Here is a 26,623-nt window from a genome sequence, read left to right on the forward strand (position 1 = left end):
CCTTTAATGGCTGTTTAAGAGAATGTAAGATGCTGTACAAAGTCTGACATTTTTCCTGCGATTTCTTGTGTTTAATCCCTTTGATTGAGATGAATAAGAAAGTAGTATAAGGGTGTTTTGTGTGTAGTTCTTGTGCATACGCGTGCGTGTCCATGATAATATAAGCGGTATGGCGTTAACGAAATAAAGGCGACAAAGGCTTGATTTCTCTTGCACCTAACGACCAAAAAAATGCTCAATGGCTTTCGTCTTTGAAATAAAATGACGATATTTGCATACTATTTAATGCTCGCTAAGCCTTCTTGTTGTAACAATTGGCAGTACTAGTGGTGGGCGAAAACTAAAAAGAAAGAAACCTAAGAGTGCTTTCGTTAATGCGAATGAGCAACGCCAAGTTTGCTTGGGCATTGTCATGGTGAGAGAACGCACTTTTTGAGGAACGAGAAAAGAAACAACAACATTACGCAAAAACATGAGCTATTTTAGAAGGATGCTTGCCTTGGCGGCCTTGCTTGTGGTTGCCTTGTCAGTAACGGCACAAAAGAAATTCACGGTGTATGCCGTGGGCTTTTACAACCAAGAGAACCTTTTTGACACTTGCCATGATGAGGGCAAGCGCGATTACGAGTTTCTGCCAAGTGGCTCGTACAAGTGGAACGGCATGAAATACACCCACAAACTGCACAATATGGCACGCGCCTTGGCCGATATGGGTACCGACGTACTGCCTGGAGTGGGCTGCGCCATTATTGGATTGGCCGAAGTGGAGAATGCTAAGGTGCTGACAGACCTTACTGCACAGCCCGAATTAGCCACTCGTGGGTATAAGTTTTGCCATATAGAGGGACCCGACCGCCGTGGTATCGACTGTGCGTTGCTCTACAATCCTTCGCTTTTTGAAGTACGCAACGTTAAGCTTGTTCCCTACGTGCAAAGCTTGGAGAAAGATAGTGCCTTCTTCACACGTGGTTTTCTCACGGTGAGCGGCGTGCTGGCAGGCGAACATGTAACGGTGGTGGTGTGCCATTTACCCAGTAGGTTTAGCGACTCTTTCTATCGCGAACAAGGCGCAAGGCAGGTTTTGGCCATTCGCGACTCCATTCAACGCGAGGATAAGAATTGCAAAGTGCTGGTGATGGGCGACATGAACGACGACCCGATGGACAAAAGCATGAGCGAGGCATTGCGCGGAAAGGCTAACATCAACGAGGTTGCCGAGGGCGACATGTACAATCCATGGTACAATGTGCTGACCAAAGAGGGCGTGGGCACGTTGCAATTCCAGGGCTCGTGGAACTTGTTCGATCAGATATTGCTCTCTAAAAACTGGCTCAACGCCAATGGCTCGAAAGACTATACCTCACTTAAATATTGGAAAAACCAGATTTTCAGGCGCGACTATCTCTTCCAAACGGAAGGTAAGTACAAAGGGATGCCTAAGCGAACGACGGCTGGTGGTGTGTGGCTCGATGGGTTTAGCGACCACCTTCCCGTAGTGGTTTATCTGGTGAAACAGACAGAATAGCGAGCGAATCTCATGCCTCGATGCGGTAAACATCTTGTTAGACGACAATGATAGAACGCCATCCTTTAAAACCCTTCTTGCCCAACGGCTGCAAACTGTTGATGTTAGGTAGTTTTCCACCTTCGCAAAAGCGGTGGTCTATGCACTTCTTTTACCCCAACTTCATCAACGACATGTGGCGCATTTTTGGCTTGGTGTTCTTTGCCGACAAAACCCACTTCGTGGATGAGCCCAACAAAACCTTCAAACTAGACGAGTTAAGGACCTTTCTTACCGAAAAGGGTGTGGGCTTATACGACACGGCAACGGCTGTAAATCGTACCACGGGAACGGCTGCCGACAAAGACCTCGAAGTGGTAGAGCCTACCGACCTTGATGCGCTACTGCTGCAAGTGCCAGCTTGCAAAAACGTGGTGGTTACGGGGCAATTGGCTGCCGATGTGCTTAGGGCACACTTCAACATTGCCGAACAGCCCAAAGTAGGGTCGTATGTGACGTTTCGCTTTCAGCCCGACGGTCGCGAAATGCGGCTCTATCGCATGCCTAGCTCTTCGCGTGCTTATCCCCTTAAGGTGGAAAAGAAGGCTGAATTGTACAAGGCCATGTTTGAAGAGGCCTTATAACAATGGCGTTATTGCCGCTGAGAAGATTGTAAAAAGGACAACCATATCCACTCAATAAACATATCACACGATGCAAAAGACAACGATAATAGGTATTGCCGGCGGAACAGGTTCGGGCAAAACAACAGTGGTGAAGAATATTGTAAACGCCCTGCCACCCCATTATGTGGCGGTAGTGCCACTCGATTCGTATTACAATGATACGTCGGAGATGACCGAAGAAGAACGTCATGCCATCAATTTCGACCATCCCGACGCCTTCGATTGGAAACTGCTTGCCAAGCATGTTAACGACCTACGCAATGGTATTGCCATCGAACAGCCCACTTATTCGTATCTGCTTTGCAACCGCTTAAAGGAAACGATACACGTAGAACCTAAGCCCGTTATCATCATCGAGGGCATTATGACCTTGCTTAATAAGCGCCTGCGCGACATCATGGACTTGAAAATATTCGTTGATGCCGACCCCGACGAACGGCTGATACGCAACATTCAGCGCGACACCATAGACCGCGGACGAACGGTTTCGATGGTGGTGGAACGTTATTTGGAGGTGCTTAAGCCTATGCACGAGCAGTTTATCGAACCCACCAAACGCTACGCCGACCTGATTATACCGCAAGGTGGCGAAAACGAAAAGGGAATTGGCATATTGTGTAGCTACATCGAGGGTCTTGTCCCTGTGGAATAAGCCCCTCGTGTAAAGTCGTATTGGTGGGCAGTGCGTTTTTGATTGTGTGCTTTGATTTGAACTGGTATTAAAGTGCAAGTGCTCTTGTTTTTCGCGCTTTCAATTTGTGCGATTATTCGCTTATTTGCTATCGAAACTTCCTTTTTGTTGAGTTATGTCAATAAAAAATGTTAGACGCTTGATTTTTAACGTATATCTCTTGCTTCTTAATTTCTTTTATACTATCTTTGCAACATAATTAGAGAAAAGAGTTTATCAATAACAAAAATCAGTTTTAGCAATGAAGAAGATTATACTAGCGTCTATCATGATGCTTTCTATTGGGATAACAGGCTGCGCAAGTAGTCAAGAATTTAGTGAATTGAAAGCCCAACAGAAAGCTTTGAAGTTGCAAACGCAACTTACAAATACCCAATTGGAATACGAAAAGGCAGTTGTTCACTTGGCAGAGGTGAAGAGCAAAGCGTCTGCAGTTAATGCTGAAGCCAACAATTCTGTGGTTACAGGGTTAAGTACACGTAACCCCGAAGCTAGTGCTAAGGCTGCGAAAGATAGGGTTAAGATCTTGAAGGAAGCCAATAAGATGAACAAGAAAGTGGCTAAGGAAGAAAAAAAGGTTGAAAAGCTACAAAAGAAAATGGAAAAGCTTCAAGGAGAAATAGACAAGCTAAGACAAAAGGTAGAGTTTGTAGGTCGTTGGTAATAACGTCCGTAACATCTTTTGCACAGCATCAGAATAAGGCAGGGTGAGGAATATTCCTCACCCTGTTTTCGTGTAAATAGGTTTGTATTGTACCTCATATATCGGCAAGTTAGTTTTTTGCCACCATCACTTTAACCCCACGCCCTTGCCCGTTTCAATCTTTTTTTATAACTTCGCGGTTGGTTAAAGCGGTTCCTGTTGAGGCCGTTTGCAGCCAGATATAACAGAGACATGATAGACAGAGCAACCATAGAGAAGATACAAGAGGCGGCCAACATCGTGGATGTGGTTTCCGAATTTGTAACCCTGCGTAAGGCAGGGGCGAACTATAAGGGATTGTGCCCGTTTCATAACGAGCGCACGCCCTCGTTTATGGTGTCGCCTGCACGTGGCATTTGCCACTGTTTTGGCTGTGGTAAGGGCGGAACTCCCGTGAGTTTCATCATGGAACACGAGCAAATGACCTACCCCGAGGCCCTTCGCTGGTTGGCTAACAAATATCATATCGAGATTAAGGAACGCGAACTAAGCGACGACGAACGACGCGAACAGAACGAACGCGAGAGCATGTTCATCGTTAACGAATGGGCGGCCAAGCACTTTGAAGACACGTTGCACAACAACAAAGATGGTCAAGCTATCGGCATGCAGTATTTTAGAAGCCGTGGTTTCAGAGACGACATTATTCGAAAGTTCCGCTTAGGCTTCGACCTTAACGACAGAGAGCTGCTGGCACGCACTGCTATCGACAAGGGATATAACGTAGACTTCTTGGTAAAGACGGGTCTTTGCTATCGCACCGATGATGGACGATATGTCGATCGCTTTGCAGGCCGTGTTATTTTTCCATGGTTTGGCGTAAGCGGAAAGGTTGTTGGGTTTGGCGGAAGGTTGCTCGATACCCGCACGAAGGGTGTACAACAGAAGTATGTTAACTCGCCCGACTCGGACATTTACCATAAAGACCACGAACTATACGGCATCTTTCAGGGAAAGAAAGCTATTGCCAAAGAAGATTGCGTGTATATGGTGGAGGGCTATACCGATGTCGTTTCGATGCATCAGTGTGGCGTTGAGAACGTGGTGGCTAACTCGGGAACGGCCCTTAGCGTGCATCAGATACACACCTTACACCGCTTTACCTCAAACATCGTTTTGCTTTACGATGGCGATGCAGCAGGTATACATGCCGCCTTGCGTGGAACGGACATGTTGTTGGCCGAGGGAATGAACGTCAAGGTGTTGCTTTTTCCCGATGGCGACGACCCCGACAGCTTCGCTCGGAAGCACAATGCCGAGGAATTTAGGCAGTATATCGCCGACAATCAAACCGACTTCATACAGTTTAAGACCCGCGTTTTGCTTGATGGCGTTACCGATCCCACGCGCCGTTCGGAAGCCATCTCGTCTATTGTGCAGAGCGTGTCGGTTATTCCCGACCAAATTTTACGCGACACCTACTTGCACGATTGTTCACAACGACTGGGTGTAGCCGAAACGACGCTCATCAATAGCATGAACCGATATATACGCGAAAGCCGCGAAAGGCGGTCTACGGAGGCATCGCGTGCGGTTCAAGAGGCAGTGGAGGCAACGCCAAGGCCCACCATTCAGACCGTTACGCCCCTGCAACAGGCGGCTAAGGTGGAGCGTATGTTGGTGGAACAGGTGGTGAAGTATGGCGAACGAATTGTGCTTCGCAATGTAGAAGACGAGAATGGAAACTTGCTTAACCTCACCGTAGCGCAGTTTATACAATACGATTTCATGCAAGACGAGTTGGTGTTTCAACATCCCTTGTTCAACCGAATACTGCAAGAGGCAGCCGAAAGGAGCATCCATCCCGACTTTAAGTCGGAACCTTATTTTGTGCATCACGAAGACATAGAGGTGAGCAAGCTGGCAACCGAACTGTGTATGGACCCTTACCAGTACTTGAAACTGAAACAACCCGAACCCATTCACCCGCTAGACGAGGAGGAAAAACGTCTGAAAGAAAAGGAGAAAGAGGAGGAGCTGCGCCAACGAACGGTGCATTTGTTGCTTGATTTCCGCCTCGATTATGTGGAACACCGCCTTAAAACGCTGCAAACGGAAATTGCTCAAGCTGCCAGCGAACCCGAAAAGCAGATGCAGTTAATGGCCGAATTTAAGGATATGCAGACAATTCGCAACGAGTTGGCACGAAGGTTGGGCAGCGAGATAATTGTATAGTTTTTACGCGAGTTTGGGATAAGAGAAACTCGTTATGCCAACTACCGCGTAGCGGTTGGCCTGTTGGTAGGGCAGGGTTGGGAGCAACGGCGACCTACCCTGCCTAAGTTGTGCGTGAGCAAAGCAAGGCCGAAGGTCTTGGTCTTTTTACATTTGAACAATCTGTTTGGGGAAACCAATGGATAAAAACGATGTTCTTCGTTAATAGCATTTACCCGCATATCCGTCTATCTACTAGACGACAGATGCGCTAAACATAAAAAGACCAAGACCTTCGGCCTAGCTTTGTTATTCCATCTGCAAGACAGGGTAGCTCCCTTCGTTCGCAACCCTGCCCTACCAACGGAATAACCGCTACGCGGTAGTTGGTGATATAGCCATTCGTTTTTTATCTAATCTTGCTCAAAAAGCATCGTCTCTTATCCCGAACTCACGTAAGTTTTTGGGGTTTTGAGATTGTGTGCTTTTCAACTTTTAAATTTCTGAGTGTTTGGTACACTGTAATTTGAAAGCTTTTGCATGGTTAAATATCAGGAATTGAAGACCTCTTATGTAAACCATAACGAGACAACGCGATGCACGGGAATGCATCGCGTTGCCTGTTTAAAAAGCCTTTGTTTGCGTGTTATAATGTCTTTGAACGGCAGCCGACATTGATATGGGCAGTACAGATCCATTTGTACTGCCACTACAAAAGGTCTGTAGTGGCACTACAAGTGGTTTGTAGCGTCACTACAAACGGCTTGTAGCCACCCTACAAAGTGCTTGTAGTCCCACTACAAGTGGCTTGGTAGTGATAAGTTCGTGGAATGTTGGGAGAAAGTTCATCGATTTACAGTTTCAAGGCTTTACGCGAGTTCGGGATAAAACACAATCTTTATGCCTCCTGTCGCATATAACTAGTTGGCAAGGTAGCCATTTCTTTACCTGTCCAATCTTGTTCAGGGGGCATGCCTTCTTATCCCAAACTCGCCAATTAGCCATTCCGTGGTTCGCATTTTCATCGTTCCGTAAATGCGCTTGCTAAGCCTCGATGGTGCATTATTACATTAATCGCCGTGTTAAACATGTTTTGGACTGTTGTTCCATTTTATCTGGACGGCTGTTCCAGTTGAATTGGAACACTGTTCCAACTGATCTGGAATAGGGGTCCATCTTAGCTGTACCAAAGCGAGAGCTGAAAAAGCTCACTACAAGCGCTTATCGAGTGGGTAACGAAAGATGGCGTTTGGAGGTAGGAAGAGTGAGTTGGTGGCGGTGATAGGCTGTGGAACGAATCGCCTAGATCGTGCCAAGTTAGTATCATACGTTACGTGAGTTCGGGATAAGATACGATGCGTTGTTGAGCAAGATTAGATAAAAAACGAATAGCTGTCTCACTAACTAGCGCTACGTGATAGTTGACATAGCGAACATCTCTTATCCCGAACTCGCGTGGATACTTGCTACTCCCTTCCTCATATTTCTTACTACTTCCTCCTTTTCCTCCTTTCTGCTTTTCCCTTTGTCCCTTGCTTCTTCCTCCTTTATCCCTTACCACTTCCTGCTTTACTTCTTATTACTTCCTCCTTTATCCCTTACCACTTCCTGCTTTACCCCTTACTACTTCCCCTTTTCCTCCTTACTCCTTCCTCCCTTTACTCCTTATTACTTCCTACTTTCCTCCTTACTCCTTTCTCCCTTTACTCCTTACTCCTTCCTCCCTTTACTCCTTATTACTTCCCCCTTTTCCTCCTTACTACTTCCTCCCTTTACTCCTTACTCCTTCCTCCCTTTACTACTCATTTCTCGTTTATTTCCCATCCCATCACCGCCGATACCAAAGGCACGAGCGTCATGCAGAGCTTTTGCTGTCCCGAATAATTGGGATGATAGCTTGCACCAAGGTCTTTTTCCACCGTAATGATGCCTGGCATGAACTCGGCAAAGTGCACATCTTTATGCGCAGACAGGCGTTGTTGCAGCACCTTAAAGCTTGCAGAGAGGTAAGCACCTGCCGAATGGGGGCGAATACAGATAACGGGAACGGGGCCATATTGCTTGCGAACAAGTTCGATAAGCCTAACGTATGTCCCTACATACTGTTCAACTGAGGGTGTAACGGTGGTAGAATAGTCGTTTGTACCAAGATTTATGAGCACCAATTGAGGGCGATAGGCCTTAAAGTCGTAAGAGATGGTGTCGTGTTGGTCGAACAGTTGCAAGTAGCGTTGCGACATGTTGCCCTTCGATATTTGCACCGAGTCGTTCCAATTGCGCACCATACCACGCCCTGAATGGGCTGCTAGCACATAATCGGCTCCGAAATAGCGTGCCAAGAGGCAAGCGTAGGCTTTGTCGCAGTTTTCTGTTTCGAGTTTAAAGGGGTCGGTAGCCTTGTTGCTTTCAGTGCCATAGCCACAGGTGTACGAGTCGCCAATCACTTCGATCAAACGTTTTGGGGCAGGAACGGCATGTAACGAGCCCCCTTTCGACAAGTGGAAGGCATGCACCGTGGTGCATCCATATTCGCCTTCGGTGCATTTTTGCAATACCAATTGGTGTTTTCCAGCCTTCAAACCATTGGCCAGCACAACACGTTGGGGCGTGTTGCCTTTCACCTTAATCTTCTTTACCCACTTGCCATCAACGTAAACGTTATGGTAGCTTTCGCCTTCGTCGGACAGATAGACGGCAATCTCGGTGCCTGTAAAGCCTGTTCGCAGATAGGTTCCTACCCAGTCGTAGCGCACGGTGCCAGTCGTGGCGTTGCGTTCTACGCGTCCGATGTATTGCACTTCGGGAGTGGTGGCTTTTATTTGCGTGTCGTTGGCAGCCAGTGCAGAGGTTGGAACGAGTGTGGTGAATAATATAAGGAGTGCAGCGAACATGGATTTAAGTGCGTGCCGTACTGGAGTTGCCGTGTTTGTTGCACCTATATAATAAGGAGTGTTGATGTTGCAAATGGGGTTCATGTTGGTGAGTTAGGTTTTGTTTACGTTGTGAATATTGGCGATAAAGCGGTTAGATGCTTTTCTTTTTATTCGGAAAAGCCTATTGTAAGGTGTGAAAAACAAACATTGCCTGTGGTTGTGTTGCAACCGCAGGCAATGTCGTTGTGTGTCAGAAAAGTTCCCTTTATGGGGTGGGCGAGTGTGGCTAAGCTGGCATTGCGCATGCAGAAAGCTCCATCGCCCTGCTTTTCTCGATACTTATTGCTTCACTACCTTGCGTGTTTTGCCTTGTGCATCTTTGATGATATACACGCCTTTACGATTGGGCTTGTTTACACGAACGCCATCGAGGGTGTATATTTCTACTTGTTTGTTGTCTTCAACGCTGGGCAAGTTGTCGATGCCCGTAGTTACGTTGATGGTGTAGAGGCGATATTTGCTCAGGTCGTTGCTGGCAACCAGCACGGTGGCCTTACCGTTTTCAACGGTCTTAGCAACCAACATGCCTTGTCCTTTGGTCTTCACCGTGATGTCGTCTGCCGCTATATTGCCTGCAGCATGGGTGTATTCTGTGGTGTTTTCAGCGAAGTTTGCAAGCGCTTGTCCCTTGATGCTGATGCCTTCAACGCCAAAGTTGTACACCAGTTCGAGGTCGTCTACGTACAATTCGTCACTTCCGCTACCTTCTCCTGCATCGGTGTTGGTAGAAAGCGTAACGAGAATAGCTTTCGGGTTAACGCTGTTGTTAACGTAGTTGAAGGGGATAGACAGGCGTTTCCATTCGCCTTTGGTGTCGGCAATCTCGTTGTTAATTGCTTCAGCCATCTTGTTGTTGTAGGTCTTGTTTTCGGGCAGCTGATAGTAGGTTCCGTCTGTAATCACTGCCTTGGCTGTTGCGTATGGATGTTTGGCAGAAGGTTTGCCTTGTTTGAACTTCACCCACAAAGAAAGGCTGTCGGGACGGCCACTTAATTTGGTGTAGAATGGGTCACCATTGCCGTCTTTGTCCTTATTGGCGAGGTCGAGGAACGAGTTGTTCTTGGCGTTGGAAGCCGATGATGAACCTGCATTCAGTCTGCCTGTTGTCAATGTTCCGTTGGCAATAACGCTGAAAACCCAAAAGTCTATCTTTCTCGACTTAATTAATACGCAGCTTTTACCTGTTGAACCAGGGCGTGTTTGGTCGCTACTAATGGCTGCATCAGTCTTTGCGGAGCTTGCAAACGAGCCCGTAACGCTTTGGAACGAGTGCCAGCGGTTTGGCTCTTTGCTTGTACCGAAGTTCTCAAAGTTACTGTTAGGCACTTGATAGCCTTCACCGAACAACACCTTAATGGGCATTCCATTAAAGTTAATGTCGATGTTTGCATGCAGATTGTCGGCATTTTCTTGCGCAAGAAGGTTGATGGGCACAGTTCCCAACTTCTCTATTTGTACGCCTCTGTTGGCTTGAAGCAGGCGCGTATTGCCGAGAGTGTAGGGTGTGGCGGGGATGTTGATGGTGCCAACGTTGAGTTCTTGGCCGCCTACACTAATCGTAAAATTAGTCAAAGAGAGTTTGTAAGTTCCATCTCCCTGTTGGTCTACGTCGATGGAAGCTGTCTTGTTGCTTAGAACTTCGCCATTTACTGTAACCACGAGTTTACCCGTATAGGTTTTGGCAAATGTAGTAACTGTACCTAAGACAACGAATAATGCTGTAAAAAATCTTTTCATACTATTACTGAAATTATGGTGAACGCGATGGAGTACACCCTGTTAAACAAGTTGCAAAGCTAATAATTTTTTTTGATATGACATATTCTTTAAACAAGAATAAATGTTTAATGTGGCATATTTTACGTAACTTCGCGGTATGAAACTAGGAATGTTATTGTTTTTGCTTATCCCTATTGTTGGGCATGTTTATGTGTTTTGGCACGTTTGGAACATCGTTCCGCTGAACAATTGGCTGAAAATCATCCTGTTGGTGTTGCTCTCATTGGGCTTCATCTCGCTTGTTGTGGGCTTTGGTGCAGGACTAGATAAGATGCCCATGACCCTCGCCACGGCCATATACGAATTAGGAACGTCATCGGTTTTCGTGTTGCTCTATGCCGTGATGCTCTTTCTCTTGCTCGATTTAGGCCGCCTTGCGCATCTCGTTCCCAAACAATTCTTGTATAACAGCTTGTCTGGTACGCTCACCGTGCTGGGCATATTGTTGGCCGTGTTTGTGTATGGCAACATTCATTATAATAATAAGGTGCGCCAAGACCTGCACCTAAACACCTCCAAACACTTGGACAAGCCTTTGAAAGTGGTGATGATTTCCGACCTGCACTTGGGGTATCACAACCGCAGGGCAGAGTTTGCACGTTGGGTTAACTTGATTAACGCCGAACGTCCGCACCTTGTGCTCATTGCTGGCGATATCATCGATATCAGCGTGCGACCATTGTTGGAGGAGAAAGTAGCCGAAGAATTCCGCCGAATAAAGGCCCCCATATATGCCTGTTTGGGCAATCACGAATATTATAGTAACGAAGCAAGGGCCGAAAAGTTCTATCGCGATGCCAACATTAACCTGTTGCGCGACAGCGTTGTGCAGGTGATGGACCTTAATATTGTGGGTCGCGACGATCGAACCAACGGCCGAAGGGCTACGTTGAAGTCGTTGATGGGCAAGGCCGATCCGTCAAAATACACCATCTTGCTAGACCATCAACCCTACCATTTGGAAGAAGCGCAACGCGCAGGGGTGGATTTTCAGCTTAGCGGTCATACCCATTACGGGCAGGTTTGGCCTATATCATGGATTGAAGACGCCATGTACGAAGACGCATACGGACCGCTGACGAAAGGCAACACACGTTATTTCGTTACTAGCGGCATCGGTATTTGGGGCGGTAAGTTCAGAATTGGCACACGTAGCGAGTATCTCGTGGCCAAGATAACGAGAAGCTTTTAAGGGCCGATAATGTTTCATTGGGCAGGGCGCGCGAATCGCAAACGTTGCCTTGCAGATGCTGATCAAACTACAGATGATAAACAAGTTTAAGCTAACAAAAGAACATCTAACGACATGGTTCGGTGAGTTTAACCGCAATTATTTCGAGGGTAAGCTGCCACAGCCACGTCTTGCGCTTTCACGTTCGAGAAGGCAATTGGGCTCGATGCGCTTTAAAAGGCGGATGAGAATGGGACGAGTAGAGACATACGACCATGCTATACACGTGAGTATTTTGTTTGAGCAGGGTGAGAACGAATTTAAAAACGTGTTGTTGCACGAGATGATTCATTATTATATAGCGTATAATAACATTCAAGATACTGGTCCGCATGGTGAAGTTTTTAGGAAGATGATGAACTGGCTAAATAGCGAACACGGCTGGAATATGAAGGTTTCTGAAAACGGAAAGGCGTTGCAGATGGCGCAAGAGAATATTCCACGGCGCGAATATCTAGTGCTGGCCTTATCACTTTGCTCAGGTAAAAGACTGCTATCGGTGGTTTCGCCAAACAGCTTTCGTACGCTTAACCAGCAGATAAAACGAGTAAAGCAGTTGGAAAGCTATGGCTGGTACGTGTCAAGTGATGTGTACTTTAGCAACTATCCACGGGTAAGAACGCTGCGCGGAGTGGAGGTAGCGCCCGACTTTTTTAATGAGATGCTGAAAAAGATGCAGCATTTGGATATTCCTCAATAACCTTATTATACGCATAGAGGAAACTTGGGGCGGGATAGAGGACTTTTAGAGCTTGCCTTAGAGAAGAGGTGAAAGTAGTCGGATGAGCGATTCCCACAGGCGAGCGAGGAAAGGACGATGGGCAAAAATGTCGGGACTGTCTAGCACGATACACTCTTCTTCGTCGGCCAAGAACACCTCTTTCATCCTCAAAGCCATTTCCCTGTCGTACAAAAACACGTTAGCCTCAAAGTTATTTTCGAAACTTCGGAAGTCTACATTAGTAGAACCGCAGCTGCAAAGGCTGTCGTCGCACACCAATAGCTTGCTGTGGTTGAAGCCGGCACAATAAAAACAAATCATAACACCAGCTTCTAAGGCCGCTTGCACATAGGAACGGCCCGCCCACTCAATGATTTTGGAGTCGGTTCGGGCAGGTAGCATCAGGCGAATGTCCACTCCTGCCTGCCGTGCAGTTCGCATCGCGAAAAGTATTGGCTCTGTTGGCAGGAAGTAAGGCGAGGTCATATATACGTATTTCTTAGCTTCGAGCAGTATGCGCATATAGCCTTGCATGATGTCGGGCCATGGCGACACGGGACTGCTTGTTACTACTTGCGCGATGCAATTGTTGCGAATGTTGGGCGAAAGTACGGGGTAGTACACCTTGTCGGTGATAAGCGTGCGCGCCATAAAGTACCAATCCACCAAGAAAGCACGTTGAATGCCATACACGGCACCACCTCGAAGACGTATATGGGTATCGCGCCACTCTTGTTTACGCGTGCCCTTCACATACCGTAAGGCTACATTCATTCCGCCAATGTAACCCGTTCGTCCGTCGATAATGCAGAGTTTGCGGTGGTTACGGTAGTTCATCTTGCTGGTGAACATGGGGAACCGCACAGGCATGAACGACTGAACCTGCACGCCACCACGAGTCATGCGGTCGAAAAACGCACTACCTACACTCCAACAGCCCACATCGTCGTATATCAGTCGTACCTCTATACCTTGCTGTGCCTTGTCTATGAGCGCATCGGCAACAAGTCTGCCCAGCGCATCGTCTTCAATAATATATGTGCCCAGGTGTATATGATGCTGCGCTTGACCAATTTCGGCAAGCAAGTCGAGGAAAAAATCGTGCCCCGAGGTGAATATCTCCACCTCGTTATCTTTGTAGGGTAGGGCCAGACTTAGGTTGGTGAAGAGGTTTATCAATTCCTTGTGGGCGTCGGGTAATTGCAGCTCGCCCTGTTCGGCATATTCCAGCATGCTGCGTTTGGTGAGCCTGTCCATGCTTCGCTGACTGATGAGGCGTTCCTTACGTGTGTTTTGTCCAAAGAAAAAATAAAAAACAATGCCCACAACAGGTACAAACGTGAGCACAAGAAGCCATGCCATAGTCTTTGCCGGCTGCCTATGGTCCATCAAAACACGCACCATCACACCCATGGTGATGATGATGTAAAGGGCGATTATGGCGTTGTAGACATATTGCATAGGCACGTTTGTTGCTACTTTTGCTATTATGCGGCTTTTGTCTTTTTTGTGTGGGGAGGTCTTGTTGTGCAGTATTCTCGACCTGTTTAGCCACATCTCTGACAAGCGTTGGCTGTGTGGACGCTATCTGTATCTTTTGGTTTATACCGCTTTCCTTTTCTTTCCGTATGCACAAAAATACACATTGTTTTTATAACTACAAAACAAACGACACATAAATGTACATCTCTGCCACTATTTATATATGGAGTTACTGTTCGGCTTTGTGAACATAGGGAAGACATTCTTTTTCTCATAATCATTGCTCTTTATTTGAAATGTTGAGGATACTTTCTGGTTTTGTTCAAAAAATATTACGTTTTGCTTCGTTATTATTTACCTTTTTATTAACTTTGCAAACGATATGAAGAAGTAAACAACTAATAGGGTGAAAGTAAGGCGATGTGTCTGTTTCGAGAATAAGCATTTCGAATATGGCAACAAATCGTTCTTACGTAATACGTGTTGACGATACATCGTGAGATGTTTTGACTGCAGAAGGTATCCAGGCAACAACCGAAGGAATGCTAAAAGGAATGTGAATCCATGAAAAAGCATGAGAATACCTGAACTACACATTATATATATAGCGACAATTTCGTTAGACATGGGGCGGGCAAATACGTTTGCTTGGTTGTATCGTGGTGAGTGAACGCACTTTTCGAGAAAGATGGAAAGAAAACGTAAGCAGCCAGATAAAAGTGTGAAGGCATTAGTGCCCGAACTGATAAAATGCCCTTGTGTCGAATCAGAAGACTTAAAGAGTAAACTTGATAATAAATGCCAAAGAAAAGTCGGATAAGCTAGTTTTGTGTTGTTTGGTATAAGAAACAAGGTGATGTGCCATGACCTACTCTCTCGAAGTGGTTTTCCCAATAGGAATCCGACGTGTAGAGAAAAGGTAGGGTAGGGCTTATGGCTACATTGCTGAAGTGAGAAAGCGTGATTTTGAAAGGGCAATAAGCGAACCCTTGAAGTCAAAATGCAGTTCTTGTTTGAGTAAAATGAACTATATGAGAGAAAAAGAGAGAAAAGAAGGTGTGGTAGGCAACAACTAATGGTGATACTTGTGAGGTGGCGCAAGAGGCATTGCTACCTTGCATAACTGTTTGTTGAGAGGAATGTCTACTGACCTTTGGGCATGGACGAGTCTAAGTTAATTCGTCCATGCTTTTTTCTATTTACGAAATATAATGTTTGTAAAACGAACTTAATGTGTATTGTTTTATGTTGTTTAGCATATTTGAGTATTTTATTTACATTTTTCTTGCGTCGTTAAAGATTAATTTCTAACTTTGCCATACGTTAGTTTGAAATGATCGTATTATAAAACCTTATATACAAACATTCCTTACTAGACGTTATTCGGCGACCCCTAAGCGTAGGAGAACGAATGTCGGAGATAGAGAGCGTAAATTTTCTATACATGATAACATATAATATGTATAAAATGTTCAGTAGTGACTTTGTTTCTCTCTGCTGGATTATAGGACATGAAAACATGATGTTTAAGTGATCATGAAAACATAAAGCTCTTACAAGAAACATGAAGAAGGCAAACGGTCGTACTTAACAGCAAAGGTGCTTATTGTGTAAACGTGAGCACAAAGTGGAGAAGTTGACGTTTTAAGAAAACGAAATAAACGAATAAGAGAGAGAATGATTAGATGAAACAAGGTTCCTACCGTTAAGCCTGATACACGATACTGAATTTAAAGACTCATTATTTTGACTTGAATAGTTGGGGTAGAAAACCTCCTTTCAACCAAGGATGATGGAGCATAATAAGTTTATTCGTGTGCAGGTTGTTTAAAAACGAAGGAATTCAATGGAGATGAACACTTCCCCTATTGTTGGACTGTTCGATCGTAAAGTTTGCCTCTCTCATCATATCCACACATTGTTTTCGCTCGATGATTCGGGTGAATGAGCCGTTGTTCGCCTCTTCTTATAGAGAGAAGAGAATGGGTAAATGAACAATCAAGGCTGTGTCTTCCTAATGAAGTTGCTCTGCCTGCCAACCTTTGACTCGCGGAAAAACAACTCGAAGTGCATACCAATGAATGTAGTGGAATATGAAAAAGATTGAAAATATGTCTGGGAATATACCAGCTCTAGCGTTGAAGTGATTCATAATGGAATAGAGAGTATACTGCTTGGCCACACGATTGGAAAGGGTGGTAGTGGCGGTGACCATGGTGGTGACGTTGAAAACCCAAGTGAAGTTGGTGGAAACGAAGGTGGAATACCTATCCCTTGATTAGTAACTAAACCACAAAGCAGTGAAATCTAACCATTGACGGTGTAACGATCTATAACAAAATACATTGTTATACAGAAACGTAAGAAATATAGGGAGAAAGTGCTTTGAGTGCTTGTATCCTAACACAAACCATTTGTGTAAAATGGAAAATTGGGCTTGTGAAAGTCTGTGATGGTAACAAAGAATGATTTAAGAAAACTGATTTTTTAGAAGACACGTCCTATAAAATGCGTATTGGGACTGATGTCTTTCTGGAACTGTTCGCATCTTCCACTGTCCAGCGGGGCATGTTGGATTAAGCTGTACCTACATTTAAACTCTCTAAGGTGCGGACAGGAAACACATACATAATCCAAATAACCACGAGAACACAGAAGACCGCTGCGACGAGATGTCTCAGCGGTCTTTTTCTTGTTTGCCGTTTAAGGGACTGGAACGAAGAAACTACATGGGTATGTGGCGTTTCTTCTTGACCTTGAACCGTCATTTTGCTAGCAAACGACCTTAAAGTAAAGCTCTTGAGTGGAACGTTGCACTAAACTCTATATGTCTGTTGTGTAGCGCTTTACGCTCGTATGTAGTCAATAACGTCCCTCACAAGTAAACTATGGTTGCGGGTTTGTTAGCGTAGCAGTAGTGTTTTATTTCTGATTTGTGTGTGCAGACCGCTTATATAATGCGCTGAACCTCATGAATGCCGTCGATGTCTTTTAGTTTGTCGATAATCCCTTGTGTTTCGTTCCTGTCGTGAACCCGTAATTCGATGGTGCCGTCAAATACGCCATCGTCGCCCGAAATAACAAGTTTGCGCATGTCGATATTTAGCTGGCCAGAAATGACTTCGGCCACATCGCGCAGCAAACCATGGCGATCAATACCGCGAATTTCTATTGTTGCATCGAAGAGCATTTTGCCATGCATGTCCCATTTAGCATCGAGAATACGATTGCCATAGCTTGATTTGAGGCGATTGGCTACAGGACAGGCACGCTTGTGGATTTCGATGCGCCCCTTGTTGTCAATATATCCCAGAATGTCGTCACCTGGAATGGGGTGGCAACACGAAGGAAATATGTAGCGTTCTATCGATGTCTCGGTGATGATGCAGGGCAACTTTTTGTTGAAGTCTTTGTCTACGACAAGTAAGTCTTGCGTTTCTTTCTCCGTTTTGTTGCGACGTTTCTCGCGTCCCATAAAGGGCATGCGCTTCAGCCAACTAAAACCAACGTTGTTTTTCTTCTTGCCTAGGATTTCGTCTAGGTCTTTTTCACCCAGAATAACCGTTCTGTCGCCAAGATGTTGGAACAGTTCTTCGGGCTTTTGCAGTTCGTGCAGCTCACAAAGTTTATCTAATATGGAGGTCGTTTGCTCCAAGTTGTGTTTGGCAAGCCATTCTTTTAGGATGTTTTCACCTTGTTTTTGCAGCTCGCGATTTGCTCGCCTGAGTATGGCTTGTATCTTTCCACGTGCCTTGGCAGTAGAAACGAAGTTAATCCACGAGGGATCGACGTGTTGCGATTTGGACGTTAGAATTTCCACTTGGTCGCCACTTTGCAACCGGTGACTAAGTGGAACGAGTCTGTGGTTAACCTTTGCGCCGATACAATGGCTACCAAGGAAAGTATGCAGTTGAAAAGCGAAGTCGAGTGCGGTACATCCTGCAGGTAACATCTTTATCTCTCCCTTCGGTGTAAATACGAATATCTCGGATGCGAAGAGGTTCAGTTTGATGGCGTCGAGAAAGTCCATGGCGTCGGGTTGTGGGTCGTCCAGAATCTCCTTGATGGTTCGCAACCAGTCGTTCAGTTCGCCTTCATCTTCGGTAACCTCTTCTCCCTCCTTATATTTCCAGTGCGCAGCGAAGCCTTGTTCTGCAATTTCGTTCATTCGGTCGCTTCTTATCTGCACCTCAATCCAACGTCCTTGCTTGCTCATTAGCGTTACGTGCAGTGCTTGGTATCCATTAGCCTTGGGGTGATTGAGCCAATCGCGCAGTCTGTCGGGGTGAGATTTGTAGAGCTGACTTATCTTTACGTAGATGTTAAAGCTCTCGTTGATTTCCTCTTCACGGTTTCTTGGAGTGAAAATGATGCGTACGGCTAGGATGTCGTAAATCTCTTCGAAAGCAACGTGCTTGCTTTGCATCTTGTTCCAGATAGAGTAGGGGCTCTTGATGCGAGCTTTTATCTCGTATTGTATACCCATTTGGTCGAGTGCCAGCCGTATGGGGTCGGTGAATTGTTGGAAAAGGATATCGCGTTGTTCCTGTGTCGAGGCTAGCTTAGCTTCGATAGAGGCATATTCTTCTGGGTGTTCGAACTTGAAACTGAGGTTTTCCAGCTCGGTTTTTATCTTGTTTAGTCCCAGCCTATTGGCCAATGGGGCATAGATATACAATGTTTCGCCCGCTATTTTGTATTGTTTGTTGGGGGCTTGGCTTTCCAAAGTGCGCATGTTATGCAGGCGGTCGCATATCTTGATCAGTATCACGCGTATGTCGTCGCTCATGGTTAACAGCAGCTTTTTGAAGTTTTCGGCTTGTGCCGATGCCCTATCGCCGAATATTCCTCCCGAAATCTTAGTCAGGCCATCAACAATTTGGGCGATTTTCGCCCCAAAAATATTCTCGATGTCTTCAACGGTGTAGTCGGTATCTTCCACCACATCATGCAGCAATGCAGCGCAGATACTGGTAGAACCCAGACCCATTTCCTCGCAGGCGATTTGCGCCACAGCGATGGGGTGCATGATATAGGGTTCGCCCGAGAGTCTACGCACACCCTTATGCGCCTCCCTTGCAAAGTTGAAAGCTTTGGTGATGATTTCCTCTTTCTTGCGGTGTGGTGAGGCCATGTAGGTTTCTAGCAAGTGCTTGAAAGCCTTGTTCACTAGCTGTTCTTCCGCTTGTTCTCTTTCTTTATCTCTCGTAATTTGGTCGGTCATATCGCTGCCAGTTATGAAAATGAGCCTATATGTGTTGTGCGTTGTTTGCAAATCGGGTGGATAAACGTAGTGTTGAGGTTTTGAGCCATGGCTTGTTCACCTTGCTGTTATCCCGAAGTTTCGTTTTGTATTGTTGGTGGGGTGTGCCCCTTTGTTGTCTTGTTCGCCTTGAGTGGTAACGTTGAAAGGAGTTCAGTCAGACTTGTTACGCCGGAAAGCCATGTTTCCAAGGCATCGGTTGTTTATCTGACAGAACTCCTTTTTCCTAATTATATTGTGTGGTTTAGGCGTTGGTACACCATCATTTCACTTTAAGCTTCTTTCCCGCTCTAATGCTTGAGCCACTAATTTTATTCAGTTTCTTCAGCTTCTGCACGGTAGTGTGGTTGCGTTTTGCAATCTCAGAGAGTGTATCTCCGTCTTTAATAAGAATGCTCTTGCCACCGCCTTCGTTGCGTTCACGCCGTTCGCGTTTCTCGCGCTTACGTCTTTCTTTTTTCGACTCATGCTTTTTGCTACTGCTTCTGCTGCTGCGCGACGAAGAATAAGATGCTGGAGCCTCTGCCACTTCCACTTCTCGCCTTCTGGTAAGCAAGTCGTTGCTGTTGTAGGCAAATATTTCTTCTTGCTTGTCGATGAACTTGTTAACCATGCTAGCAGGTAAACGGAGTGTGGCTGGCGATGAAGCACCACACACGATGTCTTTGCGATATTGGGGGTTAAGGGTTTTGAGCTCAGCGAGATCGATACCAAGCACACCCGCCAATTGGTTAAAGTGTATGTCGCGATGAACAACTACCGTGTCTGTCTTTATGGGCAAGGTTGCCGTCATAGGACAGATGTTGTGTTCGCAGTAATAGTTCATGATGTAGTTGGCTGCGATAAAGGCTGGCACATATCCCCTTGTTTCTTGTGGAAGGAAAGGATAGATCTTCCAATAGTCCTTTTCGCCTTTGGCACGGTGTATGGCTTTGTTGATGTTTTCAGGCCCAGCGTTGTATGCGGCAATAACAAGGTTCCAGTCACCGAATATGCGATAGAGGTCGCTCAGGTAGTGTGCGGCTGCGAACGACGATTTTGCGATGTCGCTGCGTTCGTCAATGAGCGAGTTAACGGTTAGTCCGTATTGTTTTCCCGTTCCGAGCATGAATTGCCAAAGACCAGTGGCGCCAACTCTAGACACAGCTTTGGGGTTGAGTGCCGACTCTATAACGGGTAAGTATTTCAGTTCGAGTGGCAGGCCGTAAGCCTCAAGTGCCTCTTCGAAGATAGGCATATAGAAGTTGCTTGCACCGACAACGTAGCTCACCGAACGGCGTAGTCTGCCGCTGTAACGATCGATAAATTTCTGAACAACATCGTTATAAGGCATCTCGATAACCGAAGGTATCCTGCTAAGCCTTTCGATATACACCTCTTTGGGGAAGGTGGGGTTAACGTTAGGCATGTTACAGTCGGTTGCATTCCTAAGGTATTTCTCCGCATTGTATTGTTTGAGCAGACTGTCTAGTTCGTAGGTCATGCCCTCTGGCAAGTCTATTACTTCGCTTTTGCCGTTTGCTGTAGTCACGGTGATTTCCTTGTCGTCTTTGTCTTTCTGTGCGAATGCGGGCATCGCGCAGCTCAACATCACGGTGGCTAGCAGTAAATCAAATTTTTTCATGCTGTATTTCATTGTTCTTATTATTCAATTCTGTACGCGCGTACATTGCATTATGGTTTGCCTCAGAATGTGAGGCTGCAATGTAAACCTATGGCCGAAGGCCTGAAGGCCATGCCTGTCGCGGGGCTGTTCATCACGGCAGGTTCTACGCGAAGGGTAAGATCGTCGGATATGTCAAACTCGGAGAGCGACGCGTCTACGTATGCATCAACGATGGAAAGTGCGTAAACCCCCAGCAGACAGAAGAAACTAAGGTCGCGCCAACGGCGATAACGGTCCTTACGACTTTTGAAGATGCTTTGGTATTGCGCCTTGTTCTCGTCGGTTATTTTTGTGCCTAGGTGTAGAAACTGGTTGTAGCTTTGCGTCGTCGGGTCGGTGTCCATGATGTCTTGGTAGGCTTTGGAGTAGTCACGAAACATCATGTTGTTCCATTGCATGGCGTAAATGCAGCCAACAAAACCGCCATATACCAGTGGCAGTTTCCAGTATTTGCGGTTATATATCTGCCCTGCGCCCGGCAGAACGATAGCCAGCCACATCGCGCGTTTTGGGTTAGGGCGCCATGTATTCCAGTCTCGTTTTTCCTTGTGCTTCTGTGGTGTAGGCGTAAGGGCTGTTGTTAGGCTGTCTTTTTCTCCTGTCAACAAGCTGTCAACGATCGGTGTTGTGAGCGTGTCGCCTTGTGTTTGGGCTTTCTTCGAGGCGTCGAAGTGTCCTTGTGCCATGGATGCAATGCTGCCAAAGGGCGACAGCAAGGCCATAGCCATCAACAGTTTGGAAATCTTCGCGCTCATTTTTATCACCTTTTGCTTATTGCTCTTTTAGTTTGTCAAATGTAGCCATGATGCGTGCAAGCTCTTCTTCGTTGGCGAAAGGGATGCTAATTTTCCCCTTGCCTTTGGGCGAGCAGGTCATCTGTACTTTGGCATCAAGACAATCAGAGAGCCTTTGCCGTATCTTGTTTACCTCCTCAGACATCGGCGCTTTGGTAGCAATGGTTTTCTTTCCGCTTTGAATGTCTTCGCCATTCTTTAGCTTTTGAGCCAGTTCTTCTACCTTCCTAACCGAGTATCCGTGCTTCTGAATCTCGCGGAAGAGCTTTATTTGCAGCGACGGACTGTCTATAGCCAACAGTGCACGGGCATGTCCCATGTCTATTTCTTTCTTTTGCAGGGCCATTTGCACCTGTGCGGGAAGTTTAAGCAGGCGCAGATAGTTGGTAATGGCTGTGCGACTTTTGCCCACCCGTTCTGAAACCCGTTCCTGAGTCATGCCCTCGGCTGAGAGCAGATGTTCATAGGCCAAGGCTATTTCGATGGCGTTAAGGTCTTCGCGCTGGATGTTTTCAACCAGAGCCAGTTCCATAATGCTCTCGTCCTTGATTGTTCGGATGTATGCGGGTATGGCTTGCAGACCTGCCAATTGCGATGCACGCCAACGCCTTTCACCTGCGATGATTTGGAATTTGTTCTCCGCAACCTGTCGTAGGGTGATGGGTTGGATGATGCCAATCTCGTTAATGCTGTTGGCGAGTTCTCGTAAAGCGTCTTCATCAAATTCCCGTCGGGGCTGATTGGGGTTGGCTTCAATCTGTTCCAGGGGAATTTCGTTGATGGTAGAGCTACCTTGCGGGCGCACGTTCTCGGTAGAGATCAGTGCGTCGAGCCCTCTGCCTAAGGCGTTGAATTTCTTATGTACTGCCATATAGAAACGTTCGTTTATAGGTTGACACATAGACAAGTCGACGAGTTTGCAAACAGAACGAACCTGCTTGGCAGGACTCGTCGGGCTTATCAGCAGTGTTCAAATAGTTGTTGACAATATGTTTGCCTCATTGTTTAGTCCCCTTTTGTGGGGCAGTTGGTGTGAGGCATGTCATGTTCCGATTTCCTCTTGTGGCACATTGGCCTTGCTTTTCTTGCTGGACAGTGTGCCTTTTACCAACCTTGTGCGACGTTCGTGTTACCTTTTTGGGCGCAAACCCCGCTTTGGTTGTTGTGTTAGTGGCGTAGCCTAAGCGACTTCGTGACGGGTTAATTGCCCTTTTCTACAATCTCCTTAGCCAGTGCCAAGTGGTTCTTACTACCTGTCGACTCTGCGTCGTAGAGAATAACAGGCAAACCGTGACTAGGACTTTCGCTCAGCTTAACGTTACGCTGTATCACCGTTTTGAAAACCAACTCCTGGAAATGGCGCTTCACCTCGTCGTAGATTTGGTTGGCCAAACGCAGGCGGCTGTCGTACATCGTGAGCAAGAAACCCTCAATCTCCAACTTCGGATTTAGTTTGCTCTTGATGATTTTGATGGTGTTGAGCAACTTACTGATGCCTTCAAGCGCGAAGTATTCACACTGCACGGGGATAATAACCGAGTCGGCCGCGGTAAGGGCGTTCACGGTGATAAGTCCTAACGACGGCGAACAGTCGATGAGTATGTAGTCATAGTCTCCCTTGATGCCGTCGAGCAATGTTTTAAATACGCGTTCACGGTTTTCGATGTTGAGCAGTTCAATCTCTGCACCTACAAGGTTGATATGGCTAGGGATGATGTCCAGACCGTCGATGTCTGTGGTGTAGATTGCGTCGCGAATGTCAGCATGGTCTATAATGCATTCATATAGCGAGCATTCTACATCGTTTAGGTCCACTCCAAGTCCGCTTGAAGAGTTCGCTTGCGGGTCGGCGTCTACCACCAACACGCTTTTTTCTAATGTAGCCAATGAAGCGGCGAGGTTGATTGTTGTGGTTGTCTTCCCCACGCCACCCTTTTGATTAGCTAATGCAATAATTTTTCCCATAACCTTTTTTTCCTGGTTGTTTTTAATAGAATGCAAAGATACATATTTTACATGAAAAAGCACTATATTAAAGCTTTTTTCGTACTTTTGCATGTAAATATTCAGGCTCTCTTGGCGTTATGGGCGTGGATTGCAAATACATTTCCATGTATTGACTAAGATTTGCTTGTTAGCTTTTCAGAAAAGGCAAACGAACGCTCGAGAAGGGCTTGATGGCCTTGGTTTTAAGTGCACGATTGTACTCAAATGCTGGCCTTTCGCAAATGCTTGGATAACAAATTGGTAAACGAAAATAAGGAGAAAGATGGAAGTAAAGAAACCGCTTATATTAGTATCTAACGATGATGGCTATCATGCCAAGGGCTTGCGGTCGTTGGTGGGCATGCTCACCGACTTTGCCGAGGTGGTGGTTTGTGCTCCCGATGCAGGGCGTTCGGGGTTTGCCGGTGCCTTTTCGGTGGCTAATCCCTTACTGCTTAAACGGCGAAAGGATGTGGCAGGTGCGCAAGTATGGTCGAGCAATGGCACGCCCGTTGATTGCGTGAAACTCGCTTTCAGTGAGTTGTTTGTCGAACGACAACCCGATCTCATTCTCTCGGGTATAAACCATGGCGACAATGCGGCCGTAAACGTCCACTATTCAGGAACAATGGGCGTGGTTATCGAGGGCTGTTTGAAGGGTTTACCCTCAGTAGGTTTCTCGCTTGCCGACCCTGATGAAGATGCTGATTTTGAGCCTTTGCGGCCATACGTTCGCAGTATTGTGGAGCGTGTGCTGACCGAAGGCTTACCCAAAGACGTATGCCTGAACGTGAATTTCCCACGCACGCCGACGTTTAAGGGGGTAAAGATGTGTCGGATGAATAGAGGGACGTGGGTGAACGAATGCGAAAAACGAACCCATCCCCATGGTTACGACTACTTTTGGATGGCTGGATATTTTCAAAGTGATGAGCCAGAGGCGCAAGATACCGACCACTGGGCTTTAAAAAACGGTTATGTGGCCATCGTTCCCACACGGATAGACGTTACTTGTTACGACTCGTTGCAACGTATGAAGGCATGGGAAGAGGAGTTGTAAGTGGTAAGTAGTAAGTGATAAGAAGTAAGTAGTAAGTGATAAAAAGTTAGTAGTAAGTGGTAAAAAGTAAGTAGTAAGTGGTAAGAAGTAAGTAGTAAGTGCTAAGTTGTAAGTGGGGAAGGTCTGAAGTAAAGGAGTTAAGCCAGACGCTTGTGAGTTTTTAAGTTTATTTGTTCATAAGTTAACAAGTTAACAAGTAGGCAAGTAGGCGAGTAGACAGGTGGACAAGTTAACGAGTAGACAAGTTAACAAGTTGACAAGCTGGTAAAAGAACGAGACGACAAGTTAATATGCGCAGCCATTTTTTCACCTTTTCACTTTTTCACCCTTTCACTTTTAAATGTCATTTCACCTTTAAGTGCCTTTTCACCTTTCTAGATTATGCGTTATTATCTCATTGTAGGCGAGGCCTCGGGCGACCTCCATGCCTCGCATCTTATGCGTTCGTTACAGGCTGTAGACCCTGCGGCCGAGTTCCGTTTTTTGGGTGGCGACCTTATGACGGCCGTTGGCGGAACGCGCGTAAAACATTTTAAAGAATTGGCATACATGGGTTTTATCCCTGTGTTGCTTCATCTGCGTACCATTTTCCGCAATATGGCTTTTTGCAAAAAAGACATTGTGGAGTGGGCGCCTGATGTGGTTATATTGGTGGATTATCCTGGCTTTAACCTCAATATCGCCAAGTTTTTGAAGTCGAAAACCCATATCCCTGTATATTATTATATTTCGCCTAAGATTTGGGCATGGAAAGAATATCGCATCAAAAACATCAAACGCGATGTTGACGAGCTTTTTTCCATCTTACCTTTCGAGGTAAACTTTTTTGAGAAAAAGCATCGTTACCCCATCCATTACGTAGGAAATCCAACGGCCGATGAGGTTCGCGGTTTCCTGTCTACTTATAATGAAAGCTTCGAACAGTTTTGCAAGGCAAACGCATTGCAGGTGGATAAGCCCATATTGGCACTATTGGCAGGTAGCAGAAGGCAGGAAATAAAAGACAATTTGCCTGCTATGATGCAGGTGGCAGCACGTTTCCCGCAGTATCAAGCCGTGTTGGCAGGTGCGCCTTCCATTGCTGATGAGTATTACGAGGGTTTTATACGTGGGTCGCAAATGCAACTGGTGAAAAACCAGACTTATCCGTTGTTGGCTCATGCAACAGCAGCTTTGGTAACAAGTGGTACGGCAACGCTCGAAACGGCTTTGTTTAACGTACCACAAGTGGTGTGTTATAAAACGCCTGTTCCACGCCTCATTCGCTTTGCCTTCAACCATATCATTAAGGTGGAATATATCTCGCTGGTAAATCTCATTATGAATAAGGAGGTGGTTAGCGAACTGTTTGCCGACCGATTTACCATAGACAACATTTCCCACTGTCTGCAAACACTCTTGCCTGGAGGTGAAGCACGCCAAGAAATGCTTAACAATTATGCCCTTTTGCAAAAGGTGCTGGGCAACGATGTGGCACCCGACAACGCTGCCAAGCTGATGTATGGCCTGTTGAAAGGTGTTGATACGAAATAAGAAATGGTGTTGTTGGACTTTTCATAAATGTTTTGTAATGAGGCATATATGTTGGTTATGCTTGTAAGATAAACTCCAGTTGATACGCCTAAGCCTTACTAATGGAATGGGCTTAATTTGTGTCCGTTTCGCTACCGACTGTAGTGTACTAAATAAGTTGACACTTTACCTCAAACAAAAAAAAGTAAAAAAACATGGTAAAGTACAATGAAACGGAGAAAATTCTGTTATTAAGTAAGTACATCACGAGCGGTATGGATGCCCGCAGCTTTGCGTTAAGTTGCGGTGTGCCCTATACCACATTCCTCAATTTTTGTCGGGAGTATGGCAATCCCGACTTGTCCTCAATACAGGAGCTGATGAAGAAAGAGAATATTCCCACCACAGTGGAGGAGCTTCAGGCCTTGCTTGCCAAAGAGCGCAAGGCACACGTCGAG

Annotated in this window: 18 protein-coding genes and 1 pseudogene; 11 read left to right on the forward strand and 8 right to left on the reverse strand. The window is 46.0% G+C overall.

Annotation, left to right across the window (positions count from 1 at the left end; all coding sequences use genetic code 11):
• Positions 1-472 precede the first annotated feature (472 nt).
• From F453_RS0108245 to F453_RS16225, 6 genes and pseudogenes are all read left to right on the forward strand, one after another.
• Positions 473-1,525 carry an endonuclease/exonuclease/phosphatase family protein gene (locus F453_RS0108245; RefSeq protein ID WP_026292521.1) on the forward strand — a complete coding sequence of 351 codons (1,053 nt, stop codon included), beginning with the start codon at positions 473-475 and terminating at the stop codon, positions 1,523-1,525.
• A 47-nt stretch (positions 1,526-1,572) separates the two neighbouring features.
• Positions 1,573-2,148 (forward strand): uracil-DNA glycosylase family protein, encoded by a 576-nt coding sequence (locus F453_RS0108250; protein ID WP_018967594.1) that lies wholly within the window; start codon positions 1,573-1,575, stop codon positions 2,146-2,148.
• A 70-nt stretch (positions 2,149-2,218) separates the two neighbouring features.
• Positions 2,219-2,842 carry a uridine kinase gene (gene udk, locus F453_RS0108255; protein ID WP_018967595.1) on the forward strand — a complete coding sequence of 208 codons (624 nt, stop codon included), beginning with the start codon at positions 2,219-2,221 and terminating at the stop codon, positions 2,840-2,842.
• 280 nt (positions 2,843-3,122) lie between these two features.
• The gene (locus F453_RS0108260) at positions 3,123-3,545 is read left to right on the forward strand and encodes a hypothetical protein (RefSeq protein WP_025789966.1); all 423 of its coding nucleotides are present in this window, start codon (positions 3,123-3,125) and stop codon (positions 3,543-3,545) included.
• A gap of 231 nt (positions 3,546-3,776) precedes the next feature.
• Positions 3,777-5,759 carry a DNA primase gene (dnaG, locus tag F453_RS0108265; RefSeq protein WP_018967597.1) on the forward strand — a complete coding sequence of 661 codons (1,983 nt, stop codon included), beginning with the start codon at positions 3,777-3,779 and terminating at the stop codon, positions 5,757-5,759.
• Positions 5,760-6,792: 1,033 nt separating this feature from the next.
• Positions 6,793-7,020 (forward strand): annotated as a pseudogene (locus F453_RS16225) (hypothetical protein).
• 520 nt (positions 7,021-7,540) lie between these two features.
• Here the strand turns inward: F453_RS16225 and F453_RS0108270 are convergent.
• On the reverse strand, positions 7,541-8,713 hold the full coding sequence (locus F453_RS0108270) for an SGNH/GDSL hydrolase family protein (protein WP_018967598.1): 1,173 nt from the start codon (positions 8,711-8,713) through the stop codon (positions 7,541-7,543).
• A 237-nt stretch (positions 8,714-8,950) separates the two neighbouring features.
• Positions 8,951-10,408: a calycin-like domain-containing protein gene (locus tag F453_RS0108275; protein ID WP_018967599.1), complete on the reverse strand. Its 1,458-nt coding sequence runs from the start codon at positions 10,406-10,408 to the stop codon at positions 8,951-8,953.
• Between the two features lie 139 nt (positions 10,409-10,547).
• Here F453_RS0108275 and F453_RS0108280 point away from each other — a divergent pair, with 139 nt between their 5' ends.
• The gene (locus tag F453_RS0108280) at positions 10,548-11,642 is read left to right on the forward strand and encodes a metallophosphoesterase (RefSeq protein ID WP_018967600.1); all 1,095 of its coding nucleotides are present in this window, start codon (positions 10,548-10,550) and stop codon (positions 11,640-11,642) included.
• Positions 11,643-11,697: 55 nt separating this feature from the next.
• Positions 11,698-12,381, forward strand: coding sequence for a SprT-like domain-containing protein (locus tag F453_RS0108285; RefSeq protein ID WP_018967601.1), 684 nt, complete (start codon positions 11,698-11,700; stop codon positions 12,379-12,381).
• A 57-nt stretch (positions 12,382-12,438) separates the two neighbouring features.
• Here F453_RS0108285 and cls read toward each other — a convergent pair whose 3' ends face one another.
• From cls to F453_RS0108320, 6 genes are all read right to left on the reverse strand, one after another.
• A complete protein-coding gene (cls, locus tag F453_RS0108290; protein WP_025789968.1) occupies positions 12,439-13,863 on the reverse strand; it encodes a cardiolipin synthase in 1,425 nt (474 codons plus the stop codon).
• A gap of 2,971 nt (positions 13,864-16,834) precedes the next feature.
• On the reverse strand, positions 16,835-19,108 hold the full coding sequence (locus F453_RS0108300; protein WP_009235136.1) for a RelA/SpoT family protein: 2,274 nt from the start codon (positions 19,106-19,108) through the stop codon (positions 16,835-16,837).
• A 301-nt stretch (positions 19,109-19,409) separates the two neighbouring features.
• On the reverse strand, positions 19,410-20,771 hold the full coding sequence (locus F453_RS0108305) for a lytic transglycosylase domain-containing protein (RefSeq protein ID WP_025789969.1): 1,362 nt from the start codon (positions 20,769-20,771) through the stop codon (positions 19,410-19,412).
• Positions 20,772-20,833: 62 nt separating this feature from the next.
• On the reverse strand, positions 20,834-21,568 hold the full coding sequence (locus tag F453_RS0108310; RefSeq protein ID WP_018967605.1) for a DUF5683 domain-containing protein: 735 nt from the start codon (positions 21,566-21,568) through the stop codon (positions 20,834-20,836).
• A 16-nt stretch (positions 21,569-21,584) separates the two neighbouring features.
• Positions 21,585-22,478, reverse strand: coding sequence for a ParB/RepB/Spo0J family partition protein (locus F453_RS0108315; RefSeq protein WP_009235140.1), 894 nt, complete (start codon positions 22,476-22,478; stop codon positions 21,585-21,587).
• A gap of 329 nt (positions 22,479-22,807) precedes the next feature.
• Positions 22,808-23,572 (reverse strand): ParA family protein, encoded by a 765-nt coding sequence (locus F453_RS0108320; RefSeq protein ID WP_025789970.1) that lies wholly within the window; start codon positions 23,570-23,572, stop codon positions 22,808-22,810.
• A 304-nt stretch (positions 23,573-23,876) separates the two neighbouring features.
• Between F453_RS0108320 and surE the strand changes: the two genes are divergently transcribed.
• The 3 genes from surE to F453_RS0108335 form a co-directional block, all read left to right on the forward strand.
• Entirely contained in the window at positions 23,877-24,653 is a 777-nt protein-coding gene (gene surE, locus F453_RS0108325; RefSeq protein WP_018967608.1) for a 5'/3'-nucleotidase SurE, read from the forward strand.
• Positions 24,654-25,034: 381 nt separating this feature from the next.
• The gene (lpxB, locus tag F453_RS0108330; RefSeq protein ID WP_018967609.1) at positions 25,035-26,186 is read left to right on the forward strand and encodes a lipid-A-disaccharide synthase; all 1,152 of its coding nucleotides are present in this window, start codon (positions 25,035-25,037) and stop codon (positions 26,184-26,186) included.
• Positions 26,187-26,380: 194 nt separating this feature from the next.
• Positions 26,381-26,623 (forward strand): hypothetical protein (locus F453_RS0108335; protein WP_018967610.1); only part of this gene is annotated, 243 nt, incomplete at its 3' end.

The sequence above is a fragment of the Hoylesella loescheii DSM 19665 = JCM 12249 = ATCC 15930 genome (genome assembly GCF_000378085.1).
Taxonomy (GTDB): Bacteria; Bacteroidota; Bacteroidia; order Bacteroidales; family Bacteroidaceae; genus Prevotella; species Prevotella loescheii.

What these genes read in the sequence shown, in the direction of transcription:
- F453_RS0108275 (WP_018967599.1), bottom strand. Translation starts at nt 10,408, where the DNA reads ATGAAAAGATTTTTTACAGCATTATTCGTTGTCTTAGGTACAGTTACT.
- cls (WP_025789968.1), bottom strand. Translation starts at nt 13,863, where the DNA reads ATGCAATATGTCTACAACGCCATAATCGCCCTTTACATCATCATCACC.
- dnaG (WP_018967597.1), top strand. Translation starts at nt 3,777, where the DNA reads ATGATAGACAGAGCAACCATAGAGAAGATACAAGAGGCGGCCAACATC.
- F453_RS0108310 (WP_018967605.1), bottom strand. Translation starts at nt 21,568, where the DNA reads ATGAGCGCGAAGATTTCCAAACTGTTGATGGCTATGGCCTTGCTGTCG.
- F453_RS0108285 (WP_018967601.1), top strand. Translation starts at nt 11,698, where the DNA reads ATGCTGATCAAACTACAGATGATAAACAAGTTTAAGCTAACAAAAGAA.
- surE (WP_018967608.1), top strand. Translation starts at nt 23,877, where the DNA reads ATGGAAGTAAAGAAACCGCTTATATTAGTATCTAACGATGATGGCTAT.
- udk (WP_018967595.1), top strand. Translation starts at nt 2,219, where the DNA reads ATGCAAAAGACAACGATAATAGGTATTGCCGGCGGAACAGGTTCGGGC.
- F453_RS0108245 (WP_026292521.1), top strand. Translation starts at nt 473, where the DNA reads ATGAGCTATTTTAGAAGGATGCTTGCCTTGGCGGCCTTGCTTGTGGTT.
- F453_RS0108280 (WP_018967600.1), top strand. Translation starts at nt 10,548, where the DNA reads ATGAAACTAGGAATGTTATTGTTTTTGCTTATCCCTATTGTTGGGCAT.
- F453_RS0108320 (WP_025789970.1), bottom strand. Translation starts at nt 23,572, where the DNA reads ATGGGAAAAATTATTGCATTAGCTAATCAAAAGGGTGGCGTGGGGAAG.
- F453_RS0108305 (WP_025789969.1), bottom strand. Translation starts at nt 20,771, where the DNA reads ATGAAAAAATTTGATTTACTGCTAGCCACCGTGATGTTGAGCTGCGCG.
- F453_RS0108270 (WP_018967598.1), bottom strand. Translation starts at nt 8,713, where the DNA reads ATGAACCCCATTTGCAACATCAACACTCCTTATTATATAGGTGCAACA.
- F453_RS0108260 (WP_025789966.1), top strand. Translation starts at nt 3,123, where the DNA reads ATGAAGAAGATTATACTAGCGTCTATCATGATGCTTTCTATTGGGATA.
- lpxB (WP_018967609.1), top strand. Translation starts at nt 25,035, where the DNA reads ATGCGTTATTATCTCATTGTAGGCGAGGCCTCGGGCGACCTCCATGCC.
- F453_RS0108315 (WP_009235140.1), bottom strand. Translation starts at nt 22,478, where the DNA reads ATGGCAGTACATAAGAAATTCAACGCCTTAGGCAGAGGGCTCGACGCA.
- F453_RS0108250 (WP_018967594.1), top strand. Translation starts at nt 1,573, where the DNA reads ATGATAGAACGCCATCCTTTAAAACCCTTCTTGCCCAACGGCTGCAAA.
- F453_RS0108300 (WP_009235136.1), bottom strand. Translation starts at nt 19,108, where the DNA reads ATGACCGACCAAATTACGAGAGATAAAGAAAGAGAACAAGCGGAAGAA.